A 23,016-nucleotide genomic window follows, 5' to 3' on the forward strand; every position below is an offset into this window, starting at 1 on the left:
CGGCTCCTTCGGGGGGAGATCAGGCGCCCATCACCTCACGAATATCCGCCGCCAGTTCTCGCACCCGCTCTTCCTCGGTATCCCACGCACACATGAAGCGCGCGCCGCCCTTGCCGATGAAGGTGTAGAAGCGCCAGCCCTTGGCCGTCAGCGCGGCGATGGCCGGCTCCGAGAGTTGCAGGAACACGCCGTTGGCCTGCACCGGGAACATCAATTCCACGCCGGGAATATCCGCCACCAGGCTGCTGAGCAACTGGGCGCAGTGGTTGGCGTGGCGTGCATGTTTGAGCCAGGCGTCGTTTTCCAGCAGGCCGACCCACGGGGCTGACAAAAAGCGCATTTTCGACGCCAACTGGCCGGCCTGTTTGCAGCGGTAGTCGAAGTCTTCCGCCAGCTTGTGGTTGAAGAACAGGATCGCTTCACCCACCGCCATGCCGTTCTTGGTGCCGCCAAAGCACAGCACATCCACACCGGCTTTCCAGGTCAGGTCGGCAGGTGAGCAGCCGAGGAACGCGCAGGCGTTGGAGAAACGCGCACCGTCCATGTGCAGGTTCAGCCCCAGTTCCTTGCAGGTGACGCTGATGGCGCGGATTTCTTGCGGGGTGTACACGCTGCCCACTTCGGTGGCCTGGGTCAGGGTCACGACGCGCGGCTTGGGGTAGTGGATGTCCTGGCGCTTGAGGGCGATCTCGCGGATGGATTCGGGGGTCAGCTTGCCGTTTTCGGTGCGCGCGGTGAGCAGCTTGGAGCCGTTGGAGAAAAACTCCGGTGCGCCACATTCGTCGGTCTCGACATGGGCGGTTTCCGAGCAAATCACGCTATGGTAGCTCTGGCACAAGGAAGACAGGGCCAGGGAGTTGGCCGCTGTTCCGTTGAAGGCGAAGAACACTTCACAGTCGGTTTCGAACAGTTTGCGGAAACCGTCGGCAGCACGATGGGTCCATTCATCGTCGCCATAGGCGCGTTGATGGCCCTGGTTGGCGAGCTCCATGGCGGCCCAGGCTTCCGGACAGATCCCGGAATAGTTGTCGCTGGCAAATTGTTGGCTCTTGTCGGTCATGGCCCGTTCCTGTGGTCGATGTTGGTGCGCACTTTAACCAAGAATATCCGGCGGGCGCACGCACTGTTAATGCAAAGTCTCTGGGGAATTATGCACGGTACTGAAACGATTCCTTTGCAGCGCGGGCGCGATGGCGCTCTGGACCTGCTCAAATGGCTGGCGCTATTGAGCATGGTGCTCGACCACCTGCGTTATGTCGGTTTAAGCCTCGATGGCCTGTACGTGCCGGGGCGCCTGGCGTTCCCGTGGTTTTGCCTGGCGATTGCGGCCAATTTGCAGCGGGTCCGGGATGCACCGGTCAGCGGGCAATGGCGTTACCTGGGCTGGTTGCTGCTGTTCAGCGTGATCAGCGAGGTGCCGTATCGGATGTTTATCGACGATGCCGATACATTGAACGTGCTGCCGACCCTGGCGCTGGGGCTGCTGGTTGCCAGGGGATGGCAGCAGAAGACGAATTTTGACCGGGGATTGGCGCTGATCGCGCTGTTGATCGCCGGTACGTTCTCGGCGCAACTGATGTTCGGCTTTTTTGGTGTATTACTGCCGCTGGCGATGTTGCTGGTGTTCAGTCGCCCCTGGTATTTCAGCGTGTTGCCGGGGTTGGTGTGTGTAGCTGCCAATCAATGGCAGGTCTTACTCAATAGCGGCAATCTCGTCGCGATGCTCGGGTTGGCCGCATGCCTGATTGCGCCGCTCGCCGGGCTGGTCTTATTGCGACAGGTCACACATGTGTCACCGCCGGCTATGCGGCGCTGGGCGTATGCACTTTATCCCGCGCATTTCTTACTGCTGCTACTCCTTCGAAAGGTCATCACATAGTCCCTGTAGGAGCGGGCTTGCTCGCGAATGCGGTGGGCCAGCCAATGCATGTGCTGCCTGACACATCGCATTCGCGAGCAAGCCCGCTCCCACATTTGTTCGGTGTTGTTCTGGCCATGTCGTAAACGCACCTTTGCGTGGCGTGCGTAGGCATTTGACCTGCCTGCGCCAGCCCTACCATCGCATCAAAGGGCCCTGCACGGGCCTCAACAATACGAAAGGCTGGGAGAGACGCGATGTTCAGCAAACAAGACCAGATCCAGGGATATGACGACGCACTGCTGGCGGCCATGAATGCCGAGGAGCAGCGCCAGGAAGATCATATCGAGCTGATCGCGTCGGAGAACTACACCAGCAAGCGCGTGATGCAGGCCCAGGGCAGCGGCCTGACCAACAAATACGCCGAAGGCTACCCTGGCAAGCGCTACTACGGCGGCTGCGAGCATGTGGATAAGGTCGAGGCCCTGGCCATCGAGCGCGCCAAGCAACTGTTCGGCGCCGATTACGCCAACGTGCAGCCGCACTCCGGTTCGTCCGCCAACAGTGCGGTGTACCTGGCGCTGATCAATGCCGGTGACACCATCCTCGGCATGAGCCTGGCCCACGGCGGCCACCTGACCCACGGCGCCAAGGTGTCGTCCTCGGGCAAGCTGTACAACGCGGTGCAGTACGGCATCAACACCGACACCGGCCTGATCGACTACGACGAAGTCGAGCGCCTGGCCGTGGAACACAAACCGAAGATGGTCGTCGCTGGCTTCTCTGCCTACTCCAAGACCCTGGATTTCCCACGCTTTCGTCAGATTGCCGACAAGGTCGGCGCGCTGCTGTTCGTCGACATGGCCCACGTCGCCGGCCTGGTGGCCGCTGGCCTGTACCCGAACCCGCTGCCCTACGCCGATGTGGTCACCACCACCACCCACAAAACCCTGCGCGGTCCGCGGGGTGGCCTGATCCTGGCCAAGTCCAACGAAGAGATTGAGAAAAAACTCAACTCCGCCGTGTTCCCCGGCGCACAGGGTGGCCCGCTGATGCACGTGATCGCGGGCAAGGCTGTGTGCTTCAAGGAGGCGATGGAGCCAGGCTTCAAAGCCTATCAACAGCAGGTGATCGACAACGCCCAGGCCATGGCCAGCGTGTTTATCAAGCGTGGCTACGATGTAGTCTCCGGCGGCACCGATAACCACCTGTTCCTGGTCAGCCTGATCCGCCAGGGCCTCACCGGCAAGGACGCAGACGCCGCCCTCGGTCGCGCCCACATCACCGTCAACAAGAACGCGGTGCCCAACGACCCGCAGTCGCCGTTCGTGACCTCGGGCCTGCGCATCGGCACCCCGGCGGTGACCACCCGTGGCTTCAAGGTGGCGCAATGTGTGGAGCTGGCCGGCTGGATCTGCGACATCCTCGACAACCTCGGCGATGCCGACGTCGAGGCCAACGTGGCCAAGCACGTGTCTGCCCTGTGCGCGGATTTCCCGGTTTATCGCTGAGCGCGGTTTTGGAGTAATGCCTATGCAACGCTACTCGGGCTTCGGCCTCTTCAAACACTCCCTCAGCCACCACGAAAACTGGCAGAAGATGTGGCGCACGCCGACCCCGAAAAAGGTCTACGACGTGGTCATCGTCGGCGGCGGCGGGCATGGCCTGGCGACCGCTTACTACCTGGCCAAGGAGCACGGCATCACCAACGTGGCGGTGGTCGAGAAAGGCTGGCTGGGCGGCGGCAACACCGCGCGCAACACCACCATCGTGCGTTCCAACTACCTGTGGGACGAGTCGGCGCACCTGTATGAGCACGCGATGAAGCTCTGGGAAGGTCTGTCCCAGGACCTCAACTACAACGTGATGTTCTCCCAGCGTGGCGTCTACAACCTGTGCCACACCCTGCAGGACATTCGCGATTCCGAGCGCCGCGTGAGTGCCAACCGCCTCAACGGCGTGGATGGCGAGTTGCTCAATGCCAAGCAGGTCGCGGACGAGATCCCGTACCTCGACTGCTCGAAAAACACCCGCTACCCGGTACTTGGCGCCACCGTGCAGCGGCGCGGCGGCGTGGCCCGTCACGATGCCGTGGCCTGGGGCTTTGCCCGTGCTGCCGATGCGCTCGGCGTGGACCTGATCCAGCAGACCGAAGTGATCGGCTTTCGTAAGGAAAACGGCGTGTGCATCGGCGTGGAGACCAACAAGGGCTTTATCGGCGCCAAGCGCGTTGGGGTGGTCACCGCAGGTAACTCCGGGCACATGGCTTCGCTGGCCGGGTTCCGCTTGCCGATCGAATCCCACCCGCTGCAAGCGCTGGTGTCGGAGCCGATCAAGCCGATTATCGACAGCGTGATCATGTCCAACGCCGTGCACGGCTACATCAGTCAGTCCGACAAGGGCGACCTGGTGATCGGCGCCGGTATCGACGGCTACAACGGCTACGGCCAGCGCGGCTCGTACCCGGTGATCGAACACACCATCCAGGCCATCGTCGAGATGTTCCCGGTGCTCTCGCGGGTGCGCATGAACCGCCAGTGGGGCGGCATCGTCGACACCACGCCGGACGCGTGCCCGATCATCTCCAAGACCCCGGTGCCGAACATGTTTTTCAACTGCGGCTGGGGCACCGGTGGCTTCAAGGCCACCCCCGGCTCAGGCAACGTATTTGCCGCGAGCCTGGCCAAGGGTGAGATGCACCCGCTGGCGGCACCTTTCTCCATCGACCGTTTCCACAACGGTGCGCTGATCGACGAACACGGCGCTGCGGCCGTCGCCCACTAACAGGAGAAATTCCCTATGTTGCATATCTTCTGTCCTCACTGTGGCGAACTGCGCTCCGAAGAGGAATTCCACGCCTCCGGCCAAGCGCACATCCCGCGCCCGCTGGACCCGAATGCCTGCACCGATCAAGAGTGGGGTGACTACATGTTCTTTCGCGATAACCCGCGCGGCCTGCATCACGAGCTGTGGATCCATGCCGCCGGTTGCCGCCAGTATTTCAACGCCACCCGCGACACCCTGACCTACGAAATTCTTGAAACCTACAAGATTGGCACCCAGCCGCAATTCACCGCCAAGGCTTCTGGAGAGAAGGTATGAGCCAGATCAATCGCCTGTCCAACGGTGGCCGCATCGACCGCAATAAAGTCCTGACGTTTACCTTCAACGGCCAGAGCTACAAAGGTTTTGAAGGCGACACCCTGGCCGCCGCCCTGCTGGCCAACGGCGTGGATATCATCGGCCGCAGCTTCAAGTACTCGCGCCCGCGCGGCATCTTTGCCGCCGGCGCCGAAGAACCGAACGCGGTGCTGCAGATCGGTGCCACCGAAGCCACGCAGATCCCCAACGTGCGCGCCACGCAACAGGCGTTGTACCAGGGCCTGGTGGCCACCAGCACCAACGGCTGGCCGAGCGTGAACAACGACATGATGGGCATCCTCGGCAAGGTCGGCGGCAAGCTGATGCCGCCGGGTTTCTACTACAAAACCTTCATGTACCCGCAATCGTTCTGGATGACCTACGAGAAGTACATCCGCAAGGCCGCCGGGCTTGGCCGCTCGCCGACCGAGAATGATCCGGACACCTACGACTACATGAACCGCCATTGCGACGTGCTGATCGTCGGCGCAGGCCCAGCGGGCCTGGCAGCGGCCCTGGCTGCTGCGCGCAGTGGGGCGCGGGTGATCATCGCCGATGAGCAGGAAGAATTCGGTGGGTCGCTGCTCGACTCGCGCGAAAGCCTCGACGGCAAGCCGGCGGCCGAGTGGGTCGCCAGCGTGATCGCCGAGCTCAAGGCCCTGCCGGATGTGGTGCTGCTGCCTCGCGCTACCGTCAATGGCTATCACGACCATAACTTCCTGACCATCCACGAGCGCCTCACCGATCACCTCGGCGACCGTGCGCCGATTGGCGTGGTACGCCAGCGTATCCACCGTGTGCGCGCCAAGCGTGTGGTGCTGGCGACCGGTGCCTGCGAGCGTCCGCTGGTGTACGGCAATAACGATGTGCCGGGCAATATGCTGGCGGGTGCGGTTTCGACCTACGTGCGCCGTTATGGCGTGGCGCCGGGTAAAAAGCTGCTGCTGTCGACCAACAATGATCACGCCTACCGTGTGGCGCTGGATTGGTTCGACGCTGGCCTCAGCGTGGTCGCGGTGGCCGATGCACGCCACAACCCACGCGGCGCGCTGGTGGAAGAAGCGCGCGCCAAAGGCATTCGCATCCTCACCGGCAGCGCCGTGATTGAAGCCCGTGGCAGCAAGCACGTCACTGGCGCCCGTGTGGCAGCCATCGACGTCAAAGCACATAAGGTCACCAGCCCCGGCGAATGGCTGGACTGCGACCTGGTGGCCAGCTCCGGCGGCTACAGCCCGGTGGTGCACTTGGCCTCGCACCTGGGCGGCAAGCCAACCTGGCGTGAAGATATCCTCGGTTTTGTTCCGGGCCAAGCACCGCAAAAACGCGTGTGCGTGGGCGGTATCAATGGCGTCTACGGCCTGGGTGATTCCCTGGCCGATGGCTTTGAAGGTGGCGTGCGCGCGGCCAGCGAAGCCGGGTTTGCCCCGGTGGAAGGTACGCTGCCCAAGGCCCTGACGCGCCTGGAAGAGCCGACCCTGGCCTTGTTCCAGGTGCCTCACGAAAAAGCCACTGCACGGGCGCCCAAGCAATTTGTCGACCTGCAGAACGACGTCACCGCCGCCGCCATCGAACTGGCGACCCGCGAAGGCTTCGAGTCGGTGGAACACGTCAAGCGCTACACCGCGCTGGGCTTTGGCACCGACCAGGGCAAGCTGGGTAACGTCAACGGCCTGGCGATTGCCGCGCGCTCGCTGAACGTGACCATCCCGCAGATGGGCACCACCATGTTCCGCCCCAACTACACGCCGGTGACCTTCGGCGCCGTGGCGGGCCGGCACTGCGGGCATATCTTCGAGCCGGTGCGCTACACCGCGCTGCAAGCCTGGCACGTGAAAAACGGCGCCGAGTTCGAAGATGTCGGCCAGTGGAAACGCCCATGGTACTTCCCGCGCAACGGTGAAGACCTGCATGCGGCAGTCAAGCGCGAATGCCTGGCCGTGCGCGACAGCGTCGGCCTGCTGGACGCCTCGACCCTGGGCAAGATCGACATCCAGGGCCCGGATGCCCGGGAGTTTCTCAACCGCATCTACAGCAACGCCTGGACCAAGCTCGACGTGGGCAAGGCGCGCTACGGCCTGATGTGCAAGGAAGACGGCATGGTCTTCGACGACGGCGTCACCGCCTGCCTTGCCGACAACCACTTCCTGATGACCACCACCACCGGCGGCGCGGCGCGTGTGTTGCAGTGGCTGGAAATCTACCAGCAGACCGAATGGCCGGACCTCAAGGTGTACTTCACCTCGGTCACCGACCACTGGGCGACCATGACCCTGTCCGGGCCCAACAGCCGCAAGCTGTTGAGCGAGGTCACCGATATCGACCTGGACAAGGATGGCTTCCCGTTCATGACCTGGAAAGAAGGCCTGGTGGGCGGTGTGCCGGCGCGGGTGTTCCGGATCTCGTTTACCGGTGAGCTGTCGTACGAAGTCAACGTGCAGGCCGACTACGCCATGGGCGTGCTCGAACAGATCGTCGAGGCCGGCAAACAGTACAACCTGACCCCATATGGCACCGAGACCATGCACGTGCTGCGGGCCGAGAAGGGCTTCATCATCGTCGGCCAGGACACCGACGGCTCGATGACCCCGGACGACCTGAACATGGGCTGGTGCGTGGGCCGTACCAAACCGTTCTCCTGGATCGGCTGGCGTGGGATGAACCGTGAGGATTGCCTGCGTGAAGAGCGCAAGCAACTGGTGGGCTTGAAGCCGATCGATCCGAAGGTGTGGCTGCCGGAAGGCGCGCAACTGGTGTTTGATCCGAAGCAGAGCATCCCGATGAAGATGGTCGGCCACGTCACCTCCAGCTATGCGCACAACTCCCTCGGCTATTCGTTTGCGATGGCGGTGGTCAAGGGCGGCTTGAAGCGATTGGGCGAGCGGGTGTTCTCGCCCCAGGCCGATGGCAGCGTGATCGAAGCGGAGATTGTGTCTTCGGTGTTCTTCGACCCGAAAGGCGATCGCCAAAACATCTGACACCACTCCCTGTAGGAGCCGGCTTGCCGGCGATGGCGTTTCGGAAATCGCCGCCAGGCTTGAGGGCCTCATCGCCGGCAAGCCGGCTCCTACAGGGGTTGTGGTGTTCATTGGAATTCAGATAGGTGCTTTATGACAGCAGCCAATGTGTACCAACAACGCCCCACCTCCGGCGCCAAGGCCGAGTCGTCGCTGCACCATGCCGACCTCGCCAGCCAGGTGGGCAAGGGCCGCAAGAACGCCGGCGTGACCGTGCGCGAAAAGAAACTCCTCGGCCACCTGACCCTGCGCGGCGACGGCCACGATGCGGCCTTCGCCGCCGGCGTGCACAAGGCCCTGGGCATCGAACTGCCCGGCGCCCTGCAGGTCATCGTCAAAGGCGAAACCAGCCTGCAATGGCTCGGCCCGGATGAGTGGTTGCTGATCGTGCCAGGCGGTGAAGAATTTGCCGCCGAGCAAAACCTGCGGGCCGCCCTGGGCGATCTGCACATCCAGGTCGTCAACGTCAGCGGCGGCCAGCAGATCCTCGAACTCAGCGGCCCGAACGTGCGCGATGTGCTGATGAAGTCCACCAGCTACGACGTGCACCCCGACAACTTCCCGGTGGGCAAGGCAGTGGGCACGGTGTTCGCCAAGTCGCAGCTGGTGATCCGCCATACCGCCGAAGACACCTGGGAACTGCTGATCCGTCGCAGCTTCTCGGACTACTGGTGGTTGTGGTTGCAGGATGCCTCGGCCGAATTCGGCCTGAATGTCCAAGCCTGATGATCGTTCCCATGCGCTGCGTGGGAACGCATCCCTGAGGAGTCAACTGTAATGAGCCGCGCACCCGATACATGGATTTTGACCGCCGACTGCCCCAGCGTGCTCGGCACGGTGGACGCGGTCACCCGCTATCTGTTCGAGCAGGGCTGCTACGTCACCGAGCACCATTCGTTCGATGACCGCCTCTCGGGGCGCTTTTTTATCCGCGTGGAGTTCCGTCAGCCCGATGGCTTCGACGAGCAAGGTTTTCGCGATGGCCTGGCCACGCGAGGCGAAGCCTTTGGGATGATCTTCGAGCTGACGGCACCGAACTACCGGCCAAAAGTAGTGATCATGGTGTCCAAGGCCGATCATTGCCTTAACGACCTGCTGTACCGCCAGCGTATCGGCCAACTGTCGATGGATGTGGTCGCGGTGGTGTCCAACCACCCCGATCTCAAGCCGTTGGCCGACTGGCACCAGATTCCCTACTACCATTTCCCCCTCGACCCCAACGACAAGCCGTCCCAGGAGCGTCAGGTGTGGCAAGTGATTGAAGACGCGGGTGCCGAACTGGTGATCCTTGCGCGCTACATGCAAGTGCTGTCGCCGGAGCTGTGCCGCAAGCTCGATGGCAAGGCGATCAATATCCATCACTCATTGCTGCCGGGGTTCAAGGGCGCCAAGCCCTACCACCAGGCGTACAACAAGGGCGTGAAGTTGGTCGGCGCCACTGCGCACTACATCAACAACGACCTGGACGAAGGCCCGATCATCGCCCAGGGCGTGGAGGTGGTGGATCACAGCCACTATCCCGAGGACCTGATTGCCAAGGGGCGGGATATCGAAGGGCTGACATTGGCGCGGGCGGTGGGGTACCACATTGAGCGGCGGGTGTTCTTGAATGCCAATAGAACGGTGGTGCTCTGACTGACGCCATCGCAGGCAAGCCAGCTCCTACAGGGTGATATGTGAACCCGACCAAATGTGAGGGCCCGCTCCCACAGAGTGGTGTGTGAACCCGATCAAATGTGGGAGCGGGCTTGCCCGCGATGAGGCCCTTACAAACAACGCAAAAACAGCATCTGTAACCCGAGCACTTAAACGCGCTGCCCACTCGAACGGGCACCGCAGTTCCATAAAAACAACAGCGAGGTGAAAGCATGTCTGGTAATCGTGGTGTCGTGTATCTCGGCAACGGTCAGGTCGAAGTACAGAAAATCGACTATCCCAAAATGCAGGACCCCCGTGGCAGGAAGATCGAGCACGGCGTCATCCTGCGCGTGGTCTCCACTAACATCTGCGGCTCCGACCAGCACATGGTGCGCGGCCGTACCACCGCCCAGACCGGCCTGGTGCTCGGTCACGAAATCACCGGCGAGGTGATCGAGAAGGGCAGCGACGTCGAGAACCTGAAGCTCGGCGACCTGGTGTCTGTGCCCTTCAACGTTGCTTGCGGCCGCTGCCGCTCCTGCAAGGAACAACACACCGGCGTCTGCCTGACCGTCAACCCGGCCCGTGCCGGTGGTGCCTACGGCTATGTCGACATGGGCGACTGGACCGGCGGCCAGGCCGAATACGTACTGGTGCCGTACGCCGACTTCAACCTGCTGAAACTGCCGGATCGCGACAAGGCCATGGAGAAAATCCGTGACCTGACGTGCCTCTCCGACATCCTGCCCACCGGCTATCACGGCGCCGTCACTGCTGGCGTTGGCCCTGGCAGTACCGTGTACATCGCCGGCGCCGGTCCTGTAGGCCTGGCGGCCGCCGCTTCGGCGCGTCTGCTGGGCGCGGCGGTGGTGATCATCGGTGACGTCAACCCGATCCGCCTGGCCCACGCCAAGGCCCAGGGTTTTGAAATCGCCGATTTGTCCAAGGACACGCCGCTGCACGAGCAGATCGCCGCGTTGCTGGGCGAGCCGGAAGTGGACTGTGCGGTGGACTGCGTGGGCTTTGAGGCGCGCGGCCACGGGCATGATGGCGTCAAGCACGAGGCGCCGGCCACGGTGCTCAACTCACTGATGGGGGTGGTGCGCGTCGCAGGCAAGATCGGCATCCCCGGCCTGTACGTCACCGAAGATCCAGGGGCGGTGGATGCCGCCGCGAAAATGGGCAGCCTGAGCATTCGTTTTGGCCTGGGCTGGGCCAAGTCCCATAGCTTCCACACCGGCCAGACCCCGGTGATGAAGTACAACCGCCAGTTGATGCAGGCGATCATGTGGGACCGCATCAACATCGCCGAGATCGTCGGCGTGCAGGTGATCAGCCTGGATGACGCGCCGCGTGGGTACGGCGAGTTCGATGCCGGGGTGCCGAAGAAGTTTGTGATTGATCCGCACAAGCTGTTCAGCGCGGCGTAGGCACTCGTAATACAAAACGGTGACCCGAGGTTAATGCCGACCAACCAAGAGCGAACAGCGGCCTGTCTGCGCCTTCTCTTGACTGATCGGCATTAGATCCAACGGTCATCGTTTTTGCGTTTTGATACCGGGGCGGACTACTCGGGGGCATGTAATTTCAGGAAGGGGTTGGAATAGACTTCTTTGCCAGGTTCGCCCGCCTTCACCGCCTCGCCACCATAAATACATGTCAGCTTGCCATTTGCCTGGTTGAAGCCTTCAGCTTTGAGTTTGTATTTGGGATCAAGGTAGTCATCGTCGGTGCCGGCCGTTACGCCCTCCCACTTCTTGCCGTTGCTGCTGGCTTCGTATTTGAAACCATCAGCAAACGTTCCAAGCGCGGGGTCGCTGTAGGGTGACGATTTGATCGCGCTTACGTCGGGACAACTACTAATGTCTGCCGCCAGGGTCTGACCGGTCAGGGCCATGAAGACGAGTGCTCCGATTGCAATTTTGCTGTGCATGATCAACGTTCCTTTGTTGTGGGAGGCTTCATGTTGCAACGGGAGTTGGAGGGTGCCTACTGTGGGAAATGACAGTTAGATAAAATCAAATACAATTAAAAGTACGTGTCTTATTTCAAACGCCGCGACTGCGACCGAGCAAATGCGCAGGCGCAAAAAAACCTGCAAAGGAGCAGGTTTTTTTTGCGAACTTCACGGCGCGTGCGCTATCACGGGCAAGCCCGTTTCCACAGTGTTTTTTGGGGGGAGGCAGGGCGGTTAGCGAATTGCCAGCGCGCCCTGGTACACCGTCGGGCCGGTAGGCTGCTTGCTCACCGAGCCACCTTTGGTTTCCGAACTGACCATTAACTCCACCGGCTGGCTGATGGTTTCCTGCTGGCGTGGGTTGAGGCCGATGATGCCTTTGCCATCTTCAGGCAACAGGCCCAAAGACACAGGCGTGCCGCCGGCCGGCAGGGCCCACAGTTCGAGGCTGCGGTCCGGCTCAGGCGCGGTGGCGGCGATGGGCTGGACTTCCAGGTAATCCTTGTGCGCCACAATTTGCGCCGCCGGTTGTTGGGTGCTGCTGACCAGGGTCGCGGCGGACTTGACGCTGTCCTGGGTGTAGAGCGCGCCGCCGATACCGGCAACCACCACCACGCAGACGCCGATGAACAGGCGCGGGCGGGTCCAGAATGAGGGCTTGTGCTCGATCACTGGGGGTTGGGACGCAGTCATAAGGCTCTTCCTGACAAGTTTTGTAGTGTGTTGATTGACCCTGTGACAGGCGATGGGTTCCTAGTGGCAGTTTGATGGTGCCGGGCTTTGGTGCTTTTCTGAACAAATCTGTGACGTGGAACAACCTGTTGGATGCTGAGTCAAACGGCTGCTTTAGCTCCTACATTTACGAGGTTGTCTCGATGAAGATTTCACGCGGTTTTGCCCTGTCCTGCCTCCTGACCGTGGTGGCCAGCCCGGTATTTGCAGCAGGTTTCAGCCTGGGCGATGTGGCCAACGCCGTTTCTGGCGCCCAGGGCACCAACAAGGCCGCCGCCGCTGCGCCGACCTCACAGACCGCTGGCTTGCTGGGCGCACTGACCCAGCAACTGAATGTCACCCCGGAGCAGGCCGTCGGCGGTACCGGTGCGATGCTGGGCCTGGCCAAGAACCAACTGAGCAGCACCGATTATTCGCAGTTGGGCAAAAGCGTACCGGGCCTGGACAAGCTGTCGGGCAACAACGCATTGGGCAGCCTTGGCGCCTTGAGCGGCATGCTTGGCCAGAACGGTGGCAGCAAGACCAGCGGCCTGGACGGCGTGCTGGGTAACGTGAAGAACACCAACGACCTGAACACCGCGTTCAGCGCCTTGGGCATGGACAGCGGCATGATCGGCCAGTTTGCCCCGGTGATCCTGCAATACCTGGGCGGCCAGGGTGCCGACAGCTCACTGCTTGGCAAACTGGCCCAGGCCTGGGGTACCGGTAGCTAAGGTCGCTCGGCGCGCAGTTGGGCAATGCGCGCATCCTTCTCCATCCAGAGCTGGTTGACCCAGTTCTGGACGGTCTGGCGAAACGCCGGATCATTCTCGTAATCCCCCTGCCACAACGCCGGATCCAGCTCGCGGGTGCGGATATCAACAATGACGCGCGGCACCGCGCCGCTGATCAAGTCCCAGAACCCTGGAATCTTCTGCTGTGGATACACCACGGTCACGTCGAGGATCGCATCCAGCTGTTCGCCCATCGCGGCCAGCACAAACGCCACGCCACCGGCCTTGGGCTTGAGCAGGTGAGTGAAAGGTGAGCCCTGCTGGGCACGCTTGGCCTCGGTAAAACGCGTGCCTTCCAGGTAGTTGACCACCGTCACCGGCTGGCGCTTGAACAGCTCGCAGGCCTGTTTGGTGATCTTCAGGTCCTGGCCCGCCAGTTCCGGGTGCTTGGCCAGGAACGCCTTGCTGTAGCGCTTCATGAACGGGTAATCCAGGGCCCACCAGGCCAGGCCCAGGAACGGCACCCAGATCAGCTCCTTTTTCAGGAAGAACTTGAAGAACGGCGTGCGCCGGTTGAGGGTCTGGATCAGCGCCGGGATATCCACCCAGGATTGATGGTTGCTGATCACCAGGTATGAGGTATCGACCCTCAGCCCAGTGTCGCCGCGAATATCCCATTGGGTGGGGATGCACAGGGCAAAGATCAGCTTGTCGATCTCGGCCCAGGTCTCGGCGATCCACATCACGGCCCAGGAGGCGTAATCGCGTGACCGCCCGGGCGCCACCAGCTTGAGCAGGGCGAATACCAGCAGCGGGCCGATCAGGATCAGTGTGTTGAGTAACAGCAGCAGTGTGACGAAACAGCCGGTGAGCAGGCGGCGCATAAGCAACTCTTGCAAGCGATTGGACGGGCCATGATAAGCAGCTTGAGTCTAGAGGCCAAATCGCAAATGGCCTGACGAATGTTTCACTTTGTGTTGCGTATGCTGGGCAACGATCCAACTTTAGGCAGCGTTTGCAGTCTAGTATTCGTCTACTTACTTCAAGGAATCCTCCTACGTGAAATCCCTCCTTGCCCTATTAGCCGTGGTTGCCCTGCCCGTGATGGCCGCCGAGCCGACCCTGTACGGGCGCTACGAATATATCCAGTTGCCGGAAATCGGCGAGACCTTCAAGGCCAAGATGGACACCGGCGCGTTGACCGCCTCGCTGTCGGCCCGCGACATCGAGACCTTCACCCGCGATGGCGAGGACTGGGTGCGGTTCCGTCTCAGCGGCAAGGACGTGAGCAACAAGGTCTACGAACACAAAGTGGCGCGCATCAGCAAGATCAAGAACCGCGCCGACGAAGATGAAGACGGCGAAGAAACCAGCGTAGCCAAGCGCCCGGTGGTGGACCTGGAAATGTGCCTGGGCAACGTCAAGCGCACGGTGGAGGTCAACCTTACCGACCGCAGCAGCTTCAACTACCCGCTGCTGATCGGGGCCAAGGCCCTGCGTGAGTTCGGCGCCGCCGTGAACCCGGCTCGTCGCTATACCGCGGACAAGCCCGACTGCTGATTGACGCCGCATAAGGCATGGGGCACCGTTCACCTTTAGCTCCCAGTGCTCGGACGCCATGCCTCATATCCTGATTGTCGAAGACGAAGCGGCCATAGCCGATACGCTGATTTTTGCCCTGCAAGGCGAAGGCTTTACCACCACCTGGCTGACCCTCGGCCAGGCGGCGCTGGAGCATCAACGCCAAACCCCGGCCGATCTGCTGATCCTCGACATCGGCCTGCCGGACATCAGCGGTTTTGAAACCTGCAAGCAACTGCGCCGCTTCAGTGAAGTACCGGTGATGTTCCTCAGTGCCCGCGACGGTGAAATCGACCGTGTGGTGGGCCTGGAAATCGGCGCGGATGATTATGTGGTCAAGCCCTTCAGCCCGCGGGAAGTGGCGGCGCGGGTCAAAGCGATCTTAAAGCGCGTGGCACCGGTGCCAGCGCCGGCCAGCGGCGGCCTGTTCCAGGTGGACCACGAGCGGGTGCAGATCCACTATCGCGGCCAGTTGTTGGGCCTGACCCGGCATGAATTCCGCCTGCTCAACTGCCTGCTGGAACAGCCCGGGCGGGTATTCAGCCGCGAGCAACTGCTGGATGCTGTCGGCGTGGCCGCCGATGCCGGCTACGAGCGCAATATCGACAGCCATATCAAAAGCCTGCGCAGCAAGTTGCGTGGCGTGGTCGCCGAGGCCGAGCCGATCCAGACCCATCGGGGCCTGGGCTACAGCTACAGCCCGAGCCACGCCTGATGCGCATGGGGCTGCGGATTTTCCTGGTGTATGCGCTGTTTATCGGCCTCACCGGCTACTTTGTGCTCAACACGGTGATGAAGGAAATCCGCCCCGGCGTGCGTCAGTCCACCGAGGAAACCCTGGTAGATACCGCCAACCTGCTGGCGGAAATCCTGCGTGACGATGTGAAAAACGGCACCCTCGGCCAAAGCCACTGGCCTACCGTGCTCAAGGCCTACGGCGAGCGCCAGCCGGGCGCGACGATCTGGGGGCTGGCGAAGAATCAGGTCAACCACCGTATCTATGTGACCGACGCCCGGGGCGTTGTGCTGCTGGACTCGGCAGGAACAGCCGTGGGCCAGGACTACTCGAAATGGAACGACGTGTACCTGACCCTGCGCGGTGAGTACGGCGCCCGCTCGACCCGCAGCGATGCCGATGACCCGGCGTCGTCGGTGATGCATGTCGGCGCGCCGATCCGCGATAACGGGCAGATCATCGGCGCCGTTACCGTGGCCAAGCCCAACAGTTCGCTACAGCCCTATGTCGACCGCACCGAGCGCCGCCTGCTGTGGTACGGCGCCGGCCTGGTGGCGCTGGGCTTGTTGCTGGGGGCGTTGCTGTCATGGTGGTTGAGTGCTGCGCTACGCCGCCTGACCACCTATGCCCAGGCGGTCAGCGAGGGGCGGCGCGCCGAGTTGCCGCATTATCGCGGTGGTGAACTGGCGCAGTTGTCCACCGCTGTGGAGCACATGCGCACGCAACTGGAGGGCAAGGCCTACGTCGAGCGTTACGTGCACACTCTGACCCACGAACTGAAAAGCCCGTTGGCGGCGATTCGCGGCGCGGCGGAGTTGTTGCAGGGGGAAATGACTGTCGCCCAGCAACAGCGGTTTGTCGGCAATATCGCCAGCGAAAGCGCGCGCTTGCAGCAGTTGATCGAGCGCCTGCTGAACCTGGCACAGGTCGAGCAGCGCCAGGGGCTGGAGCAGCAAGTCCCGGTACCGTTGGCCGCCTTGGTCGATGAAGTCCTCAAGGCGCAATGCGCGCGGATCGAACAGGCCGGGTTGCAGGTCGAGCGCCTGATCGAAGCGGATGTAAAGCTGTATGGCGAGCCGTTTTTACTGCGCCAGGCCTTGGGCAACCTGCTGGAAAACGCCCTGGACTTTACCCCGCCCGGCGGCACTCTGCGCTTTAGTGCCCAGGAGCGGCATCACGATGTGGATGTGTGCCTGTTCAACCAGGCCGCACCGATTCCCGAATACGCGCTGCCACGCCTGAGCGAGCGTTTCTACTCCCTGCCGCGCCCGGCCAGCGGGCGCAAAAGCACCGGCCTGGGCCTGAACTTTGTCGAAGAAGTGGTGAAGCTGCACGGCGGCTCATTGCAGATCGGCAACGTCCCGGGTGGCGTGCAAGTGGTGCTGCATCTCCACACAGTCTCCACATTGCCCTCATAAATCCCCCACAGGCCGCCGCCAGACTCTCCCCATCAAAACAGGGAGAGACCCATGAACCGCAGCCTGCTATTCAAACTGGGCGCCATCGCGCTGCTGATCCTGCTATTGCTGATTCCGTTGCTGATGATCAACGGCATCATCAACGACCGCCAGGAACTGCGCGACGGCGTCTTGATGGACATTGCCCGCAGCTCCAGCTACAGCCAGCAGGTCAGCGGGCCGTTGATGGTGGTGCCGTATCGCAAGACTGTGCGTGAGTGGAAGCTCAACGAAAAACTCAACAAACGCTATGAAGTGCTCAGCGAAGAAGATGGCCGCCTGTACTTCCTGCCGGAGCAGTTCGAACTCGACGGCAAGGTACAAACCGAACTGCGCGCCCGGGGGATCTACCAGGCGCGGCTGTTCCATGCCGACAACCGCATCAGCGGCCGCTTTGTGCTGCCGGCGCAGATGGGCATCAAGGAGGACTTTGCCGATTACACGTTTGGCCAGGCATTTTTGGCGGTCGGTATCAGCGATATCCGCGGCATTGAAAACGCCCTGAAACTGGAGCTGGGCAGCCAGCGCCTGGAGTTTGCCCCGGGCACCCAGGTGAGCTTCCTTGGCGCCGGTGTGCATGTACCGTTGCCCGCCCAGGACAGCAAGAACCCCGCGCCGCTGGACTTCGCGTTCGACCTGCGGCTGCAAGGTACCGAACAACTGCTGGTGCTGCCGGTGGGCAAGACGAGTAAGGTCAAGCTGGCCTCCAACTGGCCCCATCCAAGCTTCGTCGGCAACTTCCTGCCGGTGCAGCGCGAGATCAACGACCAAGGTTTTAGCGCCAGCTGGCAGACCTCGTTTTTCTCCACCAACCTTGAAGAATCACTGGGAGGCTGTGTGGTCGGCAGTCGCTGCGAGGACTTCAACCAGCGCAGCTTCGGCGTGAACTTTATCGACCCGGTGGACCAGTACCTCAAGAGCGATCGCGCGATCAAATATGCGCTGCTGTTTATCGCCCTGACATTCGCCGGCTTCTTCCTGTTCGAAGTGCTCAAGAGCCTGGCGGTACACCCGATCCAGTACGCGTTGGTGGGGGTGGCCCTGGCGTTTTTCTACCTGCTGCTGTTGTCGCTGTCCGAGCATATCGGCTTTGCCCTGGCGTACCTGATTTCGGCCAGTGCCTGTGTGTTGTTGATCGGTTTTTATGTGTGCCATGTGCTGCGCAGCGTGGCCCACGGCCTGGGGTTCTCGGCGGGGTTGGCGGCGCTGTATGGCTTGCTGTACGGGTTGTTGAGCGCCGAGGACTACGCGCTGCTGATGGGCTCGTTGTTACTGTTCGGGCTGCTGGGCACGGTGATGGTCCTGACGCGCAAACTGGACTGGTATGGCGTGGGCAAACGCAAGGTGGCCGAGCCGTTGGCGTTTGACCTGGAGGCGGTGCAATGATCGGCTTACGTGAGGATCAGCGGGAGAGGGGAGAGCTGGTGGCGATGATCAGGGCATTGCTGCCCGACCCTTGGAGCGGGCGTGCCTCCCCCTCGACAATGCGCCTGGAATACCTTCGCGAGCCAGCTCGCCCCTACAAGGGAGGCACCACTCAGGCCGGCGGCTGGGTCGCCAACATCGAAGGCCGCTGACTGACCTCGGCGTACCAGGCGGCCAGTTTGGGATTGCTTGAACGCCAGCGCAGGTCCGGATGGCGAAAGTCCAGGTACGCCAGGGCGCAGGCGACGCTGATGGCGGCGATGTCGAAATGGCTGGCCAGCTCTGCGATGGCGTCCTGTTCCAACTCTGCCAGGGCGCGGCGGATCTTGTTGCGCTGCTCCTGCAGCCAGCTGTCCCAGTGTTTGTCGGCCGGACGCAGGGCGGTTTCATAGCGCACCAACACCGCCGCGTCCATGATCCCATCGGCCGTCGAGGCCAGGGTCAGGCGGCGCCAGCGGGCCGAGCCGTCGCGGGGGATCAGCGGGTTGCCGACGTGCTGGTGGTCGAAGTAGTCGAGGATCACCCGGCTGTCGTGCAACACATTGCCATCGGCCAGGCGCAGGGCCGGGATCTTGCCCAGGGGGTTGCCCTCGTTCAACGCGGTGATCGGGTTGACCGGCGTGACCAGCACGGTCTCCAGAGTAACCCGCTCTTGCTGGCCGGTTTCGTGGAGCAGCACCAAAACTTTGCGGACAAACGGCGAAGCGGGGTTGTGGAACAAGGTCATGCTGGGCGCGAACATGGGCAATCCTCGGAAAGGGTCGGCCATAGACTAGACAGTTGCGAGGTGACTGGCGAGGGGGATCTTGGTTGTTTTTGCGGGCCTCATCGCAGGCAAGCCAGCTCCCACATTGGACGGTGTTCGCACATCAAAGTGGGGGAGCTGGCTTGCCTGCGATGGCGTCCTCACGGCCGCCGCAGCAACCCCCAGACACCGATTGCCGCCGGGATCCCCAGCCCAAGCCAACTGAGGGAATCCCAACCCCCATCCCCCAGCAACGCCGCAAACAACCCGGCAGCACTGAGCAGCCCGATCACCAAGGGCACCCCGAACACCTTCCAGAAATTCGACTGCCGGGGCCTCATGGCTTGGCCGCCTTGCGCCGCACCAACCACAGGTACACACCGCTGCCCAACACGATGATGGTCAGCACATCCAGCACCGCCCAGAGGATTTTCATCGGCATGCCGCCATAGTCGCCAAAGTGCAGGGGCTGGGACATGCCCATGGCGTCCATGTACCACGGCCGCTCGGCCACGGCGGTGACGCTCAGGTCGCTGGCGTCGATCAGCACCGGGGTCAGCAGGTGCGAGGTCAGGTGCGTGCTGCCTTTCATGAATACCGCGTAGTGATGCTCGCTGGAAAACCGCGTGCCGGGGAACGCAATAAAGTCTGGGGTCATGCCCGGTGCGACTTGTTCGGCGATGTTCAGCAGGTTGGTGGCCGGCGCACGCAAGGTCAGCGGCGGCGCGTTCTTGTAGGGTTCGATCATCGCGGTGAGGCTGTCGTTGCGCCACGCAGCGATGATCAGGTCGGCGCAGGCGCTGATCACCCCGGTGACGCCCACCACCAGCGCCCAGGTCAGGGTGACGACACCGATCAGGTTATGCAGGTCCAGCCAACGCAGGCGCGTGGACTTGTCCTGGCGCACCGTGGCGAACTTCAAGCGCCGCATGAACGGCAGGTACAACACCGTGCCGGAAACAATCGCCAGCACAAACAGCACCCCCATGAACGCCAGCAGCAATTTGCCCGGCAGCCCGGCGAACATATCCACATGCAGGCGCAGCAGGAACATCGTCAAGCCGCCATTGGCCGACGGCATCTCCACACTTTCGCCGGTGCGCGCGTCGAGCATAAAGGTGTGGGACGAATTGGGCTCGGTCCCGGCGGTGGCCGCCATGATCGCAATCACACCGTTCTTGTCGTCTTCGTCCCAGGCCAGGTACTGCATGGCTTCGCCAGGGCGATGGGCCTGGGCCTTGGCCACCAGTTGCTCGAGATTGAGCTGCGGGGTATCGGCCGGCATCTGCTTGAGCTCGGGTTCATTGCCCAGCAGGTGATCGATCTCGTGGTGAAAGATCAGCGGCAGCCCGGTCAGCGCCAGCATCAGCAGGAACACGGTGCAGATCAGGCTGGTCCAGGTGTGGATGAAGGACCAGCGGCGGATGGTTGTGCTTTTCATCACGGCTCCAAAAGGCAGAAGGGCCGCAATTGGGGCGGCCCTTCATCTGCGGTTTTTAACCGTCTTAGAATTTGTAGTTCACGCTGGCGACGACGTTACGTTGGTCGCCGTAGTAGCAGTAGAAACCATCGCAGGTGGCGAGGTAGTCCTTGTTGAAGATGTTCTTGGCATCGACCGCCACGGTGACACCTTTCAGAGCGCTGCTTACGCGGCCAAGATCGTAATGGGCCGAGGCGTCGTACACCGTGTAGGAGCCAACATGGCCCCAGTCGGTATTGGCAGCGTTGCCGTAGGTATCGCCGACATAACGCACGCCTGCACCCACGCCAAAGCCGTCGAGCGGACCGCTGTGCCAGGTGTAGTCGGCCCAGGCGGTGGCTTGGTTACGAGGTACCTGATTCATGCGGTTGCCTTTTTCTGCGGCAGCGCCCTTGGTGATTTCGCTGTCGTTATAGGTGTACGAGCCTACGAGCTTGAGGCTTTCGGTGACGTCGGCGCTGGCTTCCAGTTCCAGGCCGCGCACACGCACCTCGCCTACTTGACGGGTAATGCCGCCCTCGGTAACCGACGTATTTGTCTGTGTTAGATCGAACACGGCAGCGGTCAGCAACGCCTTGGTGCCAGGCGGCTGATATTTGATCCCTGCTTCGTACTGTTTGCCTTCTGTGGGTTTGAATGCACCAGTACTGAGTACTTGTGTCCCTGAGCCCGCTTGGAACGATTCGGCGTAGGAGAGGTATGGAGTGACGCCGTTGTCGAACACATAGCTTAGTGCCGCATTACCGCTGAAGTTTTTGTCACGCTGGGTGTTGGTGGCGTCGTTCTGGTTGTGGAACGTGGTGCCGGTGTGCACCCAGTCTTCACGTCCACCAAGAGTCAGGCGCCAATTGTCGAGAGCCATTTGATCCTGTACGTACAGGCCGGTCTGCTGGGTCTTTTGGGTGTAGTCATACATGGTGAAGTATTGGACTTTGGAGAAGTCCTGCCCATACACCGGTCGATTGAAGTTGATGGTCGGAACACCGGCGGAACCCCATAGCCAGCGCGCATCGGCATCGGAGCGCTGGTGGTCCAGACCCAGCAGCAAGGTGTGGCTTACAGCGCCGGTCTGGAAGTCGGCCTGGAAGTTGTTGTCGACGGCAAACTGCCCGATGTTTTCATCGACCTTGCCGGCTGAGCGGCTCACGTTGCCATCGGCGTCTACGGCCAACTCCGGCCCGTTTGGCCAAAAACTACCCCCTGCCGTGATGCCCTGGAACGACAGGTCGTTTTTGGTATAGCGCAGGTTTTGCCGGAACTGCCAGGTATCGTTCAAGCGAGTTTCAAAGGCATAGCCGAGCGCATAGTAAGTGCGGTCGTAGAATTCCCAGTCCGGATCACCGAGGTTCTTGTGGTGGGAAATTTTGCCGGCAGGCGATGACAATTTGGTGCCCTGTAGCGGCAGGAATTGACCCGTGATCCCGGTGTCGTCGCGGGTGAACTGCGAGAGCAGGGTCAGCTTGGTGTCGTCGTTGATGTTCCACGTCAGGCTGGGCGCGACGTTGTAGCGTTTGTCAGGGATATGATCGACCGCTGTATCGCTGTCACGCACCACGCCACCGATACGGTAGAGGAATTGTCCTTCGTCATCGATTTTTCCGGTGCTATCGAAGTTGATCTGCTTGTGGTTATTGGTACCGGTTTGTACCTCGACCTCGTGACTGCTTTCAGCTTGTGGGCGACGGCTGACCATATCCAGCAAGCCACCGGGAGGCGTCTGACCGTAGACGGAGGAAGCCGGACCGCGCAGTACAGCGATACGCTCCAGGCTCCAAGTGTCAACTTTTGGCGTAGCGTAGTTGCCCTTTGGCAAAGGCAGGCCGTCGAGGAATTGGGTCGGTACAAAACCGCGTACCAGTAACCAATCGCTGCGCGAGTCAGAACCATAGCCGCTGCTCTGCACCCCTGCGGTGTAGCGCAGCGCGTCGTTGAGGTTCAGAACTGAGCGGTCTTCCATTTGTTTACGGGTGATTACTGTCACGGAGCGCGGCAATTCGGCAATTGGCGTATCGGTCTTGGTCCCAGCCGCCGTACGCGTAGCCACATAACCATCCACCGGCCCCCACGCGCTCTCGTAATTCCCCTGCCCGGTGATATTGGTCTGCGGCAACGACACCACACCCTCTGGAATCGCCACCAGGCTGTAGGTGCCCGCGCTGCTTTGCTCCAGCTGCAACCCAGTGCCACGCAAGGCCTCGCGCAGTGCGCCCGGGGCATCGAACTGGCCCTTGACCGGGGCCGAGGTCTTGCCGGCGGCCAGTGCCGGGCTGAGGGTCAGTGCGAGGCCGGCCTGGCTGGCGATCTGGTTCAGGGTGCTGGCCAACGGTGCGGCCGGCAGGTTGTAGGCACGCACGCTGGATGCCTGTTCGGCGGCGATCAGCGCAGTGCTGGCCAGCGGGGCGCTGAGGGCGATCGCCACGGCTAGCAGGCTGGGGCGCAACAAGGTGTCTAGTGTGCGGGACATAGGGCGGCTCCGGAATGGAAATATTTCTCAATTGCCTAGGTGCCGGATGAGAATCAAAAAGTGATAGGGCCAAGT

Annotated in this window: 21 protein-coding genes; 13 read left to right on the top strand and 8 right to left on the bottom strand. The window is 61.8% G+C overall.

Annotation, left to right across the window (positions count from 1 at the left end):
* Positions 1 to 19: 19 nt before the first annotated feature.
* The gene (locus HBO11_RS15990) at positions 20 to 1,060 is read right to left on the bottom strand and encodes a low specificity L-threonine aldolase (protein WP_169953713.1); all 1,041 of its coding nucleotides are present in this window, start codon (positions 1,058 to 1,060) and stop codon (positions 20 to 22) included.
* Positions 1,061 to 1,150: 90 nt separating this feature from the next.
* Between HBO11_RS15990 and HBO11_RS15995 the strand changes: the two genes are divergently transcribed.
* The 8 genes from HBO11_RS15995 to fdhA all read left to right on the top strand — a co-directional run bounded on the left by HBO11_RS15995 (position 1,151) and on the right by fdhA (position 11,081).
* Complete coding sequence (locus HBO11_RS15995; protein ID WP_169953843.1) at positions 1,151 to 1,879, top strand: TraX family protein; 729 nt, start codon at positions 1,151 to 1,153, stop codon at positions 1,877 to 1,879.
* Between the two features lie 236 nt (positions 1,880 to 2,115).
* Positions 2,116 to 3,369: a serine hydroxymethyltransferase gene (locus tag HBO11_RS16000; RefSeq protein ID WP_029296971.1), complete on the top strand. Its 1,254-nt coding sequence runs from the start codon at positions 2,116 to 2,118 to the stop codon at positions 3,367 to 3,369.
* 22 nt (positions 3,370 to 3,391) lie between these two features.
* The gene (locus HBO11_RS16005; RefSeq protein ID WP_010207084.1) at positions 3,392 to 4,642 is read left to right on the top strand and encodes a sarcosine oxidase subunit beta; all 1,251 of its coding nucleotides are present in this window, start codon (positions 3,392 to 3,394) and stop codon (positions 4,640 to 4,642) included.
* Between the two features lie 15 nt (positions 4,643 to 4,657).
* Positions 4,658 to 4,960 (top strand): sarcosine oxidase subunit delta, encoded by a 303-nt coding sequence (locus HBO11_RS16010; protein ID WP_169953715.1) that lies wholly within the window; start codon positions 4,658 to 4,660, stop codon positions 4,958 to 4,960.
* Entirely contained in the window at positions 4,957 to 7,974 is a 3,018-nt protein-coding gene (locus HBO11_RS16015; protein WP_169953717.1) for a sarcosine oxidase subunit alpha, read from the top strand. The genes HBO11_RS16010 and HBO11_RS16015 overlap by 4 nt, the downstream gene beginning before the upstream one ends.
* A gap of 132 nt (positions 7,975 to 8,106) precedes the next feature.
* Complete coding sequence (gene soxG / locus HBO11_RS16020; RefSeq protein WP_169953719.1) at positions 8,107 to 8,739, top strand: sarcosine oxidase subunit gamma family protein; 633 nt, start codon at positions 8,107 to 8,109, stop codon at positions 8,737 to 8,739.
* A 51-nt stretch (positions 8,740 to 8,790) separates the two neighbouring features.
* Positions 8,791 to 9,648, top strand: a complete 858-nt coding sequence (gene purU, locus HBO11_RS16025; RefSeq protein WP_169953721.1) for a formyltetrahydrofolate deformylase — start codon at positions 8,791 to 8,793, stop codon at positions 9,646 to 9,648.
* Positions 9,649 to 9,881: 233 nt separating this feature from the next.
* On the top strand, positions 9,882 to 11,081 hold the full coding sequence (fdhA, locus tag HBO11_RS16030) for a formaldehyde dehydrogenase, glutathione-independent (protein ID WP_038443950.1): 1,200 nt from the start codon (positions 9,882 to 9,884) through the stop codon (positions 11,079 to 11,081).
* A 137-nt stretch (positions 11,082 to 11,218) separates the two neighbouring features.
* On the opposite strand, the gene HBO11_RS16035 is transcribed toward fdhA, so the two are convergent.
* Entirely contained in the window at positions 11,219 to 11,584 is a 366-nt protein-coding gene (locus tag HBO11_RS16035; RefSeq protein WP_178121185.1) for a hypothetical protein, read from the bottom strand.
* Between the two features lie 258 nt (positions 11,585 to 11,842).
* On the bottom strand, positions 11,843 to 12,301 hold the full coding sequence (locus tag HBO11_RS16040; protein WP_169953723.1) for an anti-sigma factor: 459 nt from the start codon (positions 12,299 to 12,301) through the stop codon (positions 11,843 to 11,845).
* Between the two features lie 182 nt (positions 12,302 to 12,483).
* Between HBO11_RS16040 and HBO11_RS16045 the strand changes: the two genes are divergently transcribed.
* Positions 12,484 to 13,053 (top strand): DUF2780 domain-containing protein, encoded by a 570-nt coding sequence (locus HBO11_RS16045; RefSeq protein WP_169953725.1) that lies wholly within the window; start codon positions 12,484 to 12,486, stop codon positions 13,051 to 13,053.
* On the opposite strand, the gene HBO11_RS16050 is transcribed toward HBO11_RS16045, so the two are convergent.
* The gene (locus HBO11_RS16050) at positions 13,050 to 13,937 is read right to left on the bottom strand and encodes an acyltransferase (RefSeq protein WP_169953727.1); all 888 of its coding nucleotides are present in this window, start codon (positions 13,935 to 13,937) and stop codon (positions 13,050 to 13,052) included. The two genes, HBO11_RS16045 and HBO11_RS16050, sit on opposite strands and share 4 nt — an antisense overlap.
* A 175-nt stretch (positions 13,938 to 14,112) precedes the next feature.
* Here HBO11_RS16050 and HBO11_RS16055 point away from each other — a divergent pair, with 175 nt between their 5' ends.
* Genes HBO11_RS16055 through creD form a run of 4 tightly spaced genes read left to right on the top strand, consistent with a single transcriptional unit; the run spans position 14,113 to position 18,213 of the window.
* A complete protein-coding gene (locus HBO11_RS16055) occupies positions 14,113 to 14,613 on the top strand; it encodes an ATP-dependent zinc protease (RefSeq protein WP_029296952.1) in 501 nt (166 codons plus the stop codon).
* A gap of 58 nt (positions 14,614 to 14,671) precedes the next feature.
* Entirely contained in the window at positions 14,672 to 15,349 is a 678-nt protein-coding gene (gene creB, locus HBO11_RS16060) for a two-component system response regulator CreB (protein WP_169953729.1), read from the top strand.
* Positions 15,349 to 16,788, top strand: a complete 1,440-nt coding sequence (gene creC, locus HBO11_RS16065) for a two-component system sensor histidine kinase CreC (protein ID WP_169953731.1) — start codon at positions 15,349 to 15,351, stop codon at positions 16,786 to 16,788. Before creB ends, creC begins: the two co-directional genes overlap by 1 nt.
* Positions 16,789 to 16,839: 51 nt before the next feature.
* Positions 16,840 to 18,213, top strand: a complete 1,374-nt coding sequence (gene creD, locus HBO11_RS16070; protein WP_169953733.1) for a cell envelope integrity protein CreD — start codon at positions 16,840 to 16,842, stop codon at positions 18,211 to 18,213.
* 151 nt (positions 18,214 to 18,364) lie between these two features.
* Here the strand turns inward: creD and HBO11_RS16075 are convergent, their stop codons facing one another.
* The 4 genes from HBO11_RS16075 to HBO11_RS16090 form a co-directional block, all read right to left on the bottom strand.
* A complete protein-coding gene (locus HBO11_RS16075; RefSeq protein WP_169953735.1) occupies positions 18,365 to 18,994 on the bottom strand; it encodes a glutathione S-transferase family protein in 630 nt (209 codons plus the stop codon).
* A gap of 164 nt (positions 18,995 to 19,158) precedes the next feature.
* On the bottom strand, positions 19,159 to 19,338 hold the full coding sequence (locus HBO11_RS16080; RefSeq protein WP_169953736.1) for a hypothetical protein: 180 nt from the start codon (positions 19,336 to 19,338) through the stop codon (positions 19,159 to 19,161).
* Positions 19,335 to 20,438: a PepSY-associated TM helix domain-containing protein gene (locus HBO11_RS16085; RefSeq protein WP_169953737.1), complete on the bottom strand. Its 1,104-nt coding sequence runs from the start codon at positions 20,436 to 20,438 to the stop codon at positions 19,335 to 19,337. Before HBO11_RS16085 ends, HBO11_RS16080 begins: the two co-directional genes overlap by 4 nt.
* Positions 20,439 to 20,502: 64 nt before the next feature.
* A complete protein-coding gene (locus tag HBO11_RS16090; RefSeq protein WP_169953738.1) occupies positions 20,503 to 22,941 on the bottom strand; it encodes a TonB-dependent siderophore receptor in 2,439 nt (812 codons plus the stop codon).
* Between the last annotated feature and the right edge of the window lie 75 nt (positions 22,942 to 23,016).

The organism is Pseudomonas sp. WS 5010 (assembly GCF_012985565.1).
Lineage (GTDB): Bacteria > Pseudomonadota > Gammaproteobacteria > Pseudomonadales > Pseudomonadaceae > Aquipseudomonas.

Excerpts from the sequence above, each read along its gene's own strand:
- HBO11_RS16090 (WP_169953738.1), bottom strand. The coding sequence starts at position 22,941 with ATGTCCCGCACACTAGACACCTTGTTGCGCCCCAGCCTGCTAGCCGTG.
- fdhA (WP_038443950.1), top strand. The coding sequence starts at position 9,882 with ATGTCTGGTAATCGTGGTGTCGTGTATCTCGGCAACGGTCAGGTCGAA.
- purU (WP_169953721.1), top strand. The coding sequence starts at position 8,791 with ATGAGCCGCGCACCCGATACATGGATTTTGACCGCCGACTGCCCCAGC.
- creC (WP_169953731.1), top strand. The coding sequence starts at position 15,349 with ATGCGCATGGGGCTGCGGATTTTCCTGGTGTATGCGCTGTTTATCGGC.
- HBO11_RS16010 (WP_169953715.1), top strand. The coding sequence starts at position 4,658 with ATGTTGCATATCTTCTGTCCTCACTGTGGCGAACTGCGCTCCGAAGAG.
- HBO11_RS15990 (WP_169953713.1), bottom strand. The coding sequence starts at position 1,060 with ATGACCGACAAGAGCCAACAATTTGCCAGCGACAACTATTCCGGGATC.
- HBO11_RS16035 (WP_178121185.1), bottom strand. The coding sequence starts at position 11,584 with ATGCACAGCAAAATTGCAATCGGAGCACTCGTCTTCATGGCCCTGACC.
- HBO11_RS16005 (WP_010207084.1), top strand. The coding sequence starts at position 3,392 with ATGCAACGCTACTCGGGCTTCGGCCTCTTCAAACACTCCCTCAGCCAC.
- HBO11_RS15995 (WP_169953843.1), top strand. The coding sequence starts at position 1,151 with ATGCACGGTACTGAAACGATTCCTTTGCAGCGCGGGCGCGATGGCGCT.
- soxG (WP_169953719.1), top strand. The coding sequence starts at position 8,107 with ATGACAGCAGCCAATGTGTACCAACAACGCCCCACCTCCGGCGCCAAG.
- creD (WP_169953733.1), top strand. The coding sequence starts at position 16,840 with ATGAACCGCAGCCTGCTATTCAAACTGGGCGCCATCGCGCTGCTGATC.
- HBO11_RS16000 (WP_029296971.1), top strand. The coding sequence starts at position 2,116 with ATGTTCAGCAAACAAGACCAGATCCAGGGATATGACGACGCACTGCTG.
- HBO11_RS16075 (WP_169953735.1), bottom strand. The coding sequence starts at position 18,994 with ATGTTCGCGCCCAGCATGACCTTGTTCCACAACCCCGCTTCGCCGTTT.
- HBO11_RS16050 (WP_169953727.1), bottom strand. The coding sequence starts at position 13,937 with ATGCGCCGCCTGCTCACCGGCTGTTTCGTCACACTGCTGCTGTTACTC.
- HBO11_RS16045 (WP_169953725.1), top strand. The coding sequence starts at position 12,484 with ATGAAGATTTCACGCGGTTTTGCCCTGTCCTGCCTCCTGACCGTGGTG.
- creB (WP_169953729.1), top strand. The coding sequence starts at position 14,672 with ATGCCTCATATCCTGATTGTCGAAGACGAAGCGGCCATAGCCGATACG.
- HBO11_RS16080 (WP_169953736.1), bottom strand. The coding sequence starts at position 19,338 with ATGAGGCCCCGGCAGTCGAATTTCTGGAAGGTGTTCGGGGTGCCCTTG.
- HBO11_RS16015 (WP_169953717.1), top strand. The coding sequence starts at position 4,957 with ATGAGCCAGATCAATCGCCTGTCCAACGGTGGCCGCATCGACCGCAAT.
- HBO11_RS16085 (WP_169953737.1), bottom strand. The coding sequence starts at position 20,438 with ATGAAAAGCACAACCATCCGCCGCTGGTCCTTCATCCACACCTGGACC.
- HBO11_RS16040 (WP_169953723.1), bottom strand. The coding sequence starts at position 12,301 with ATGACTGCGTCCCAACCCCCAGTGATCGAGCACAAGCCCTCATTCTGG.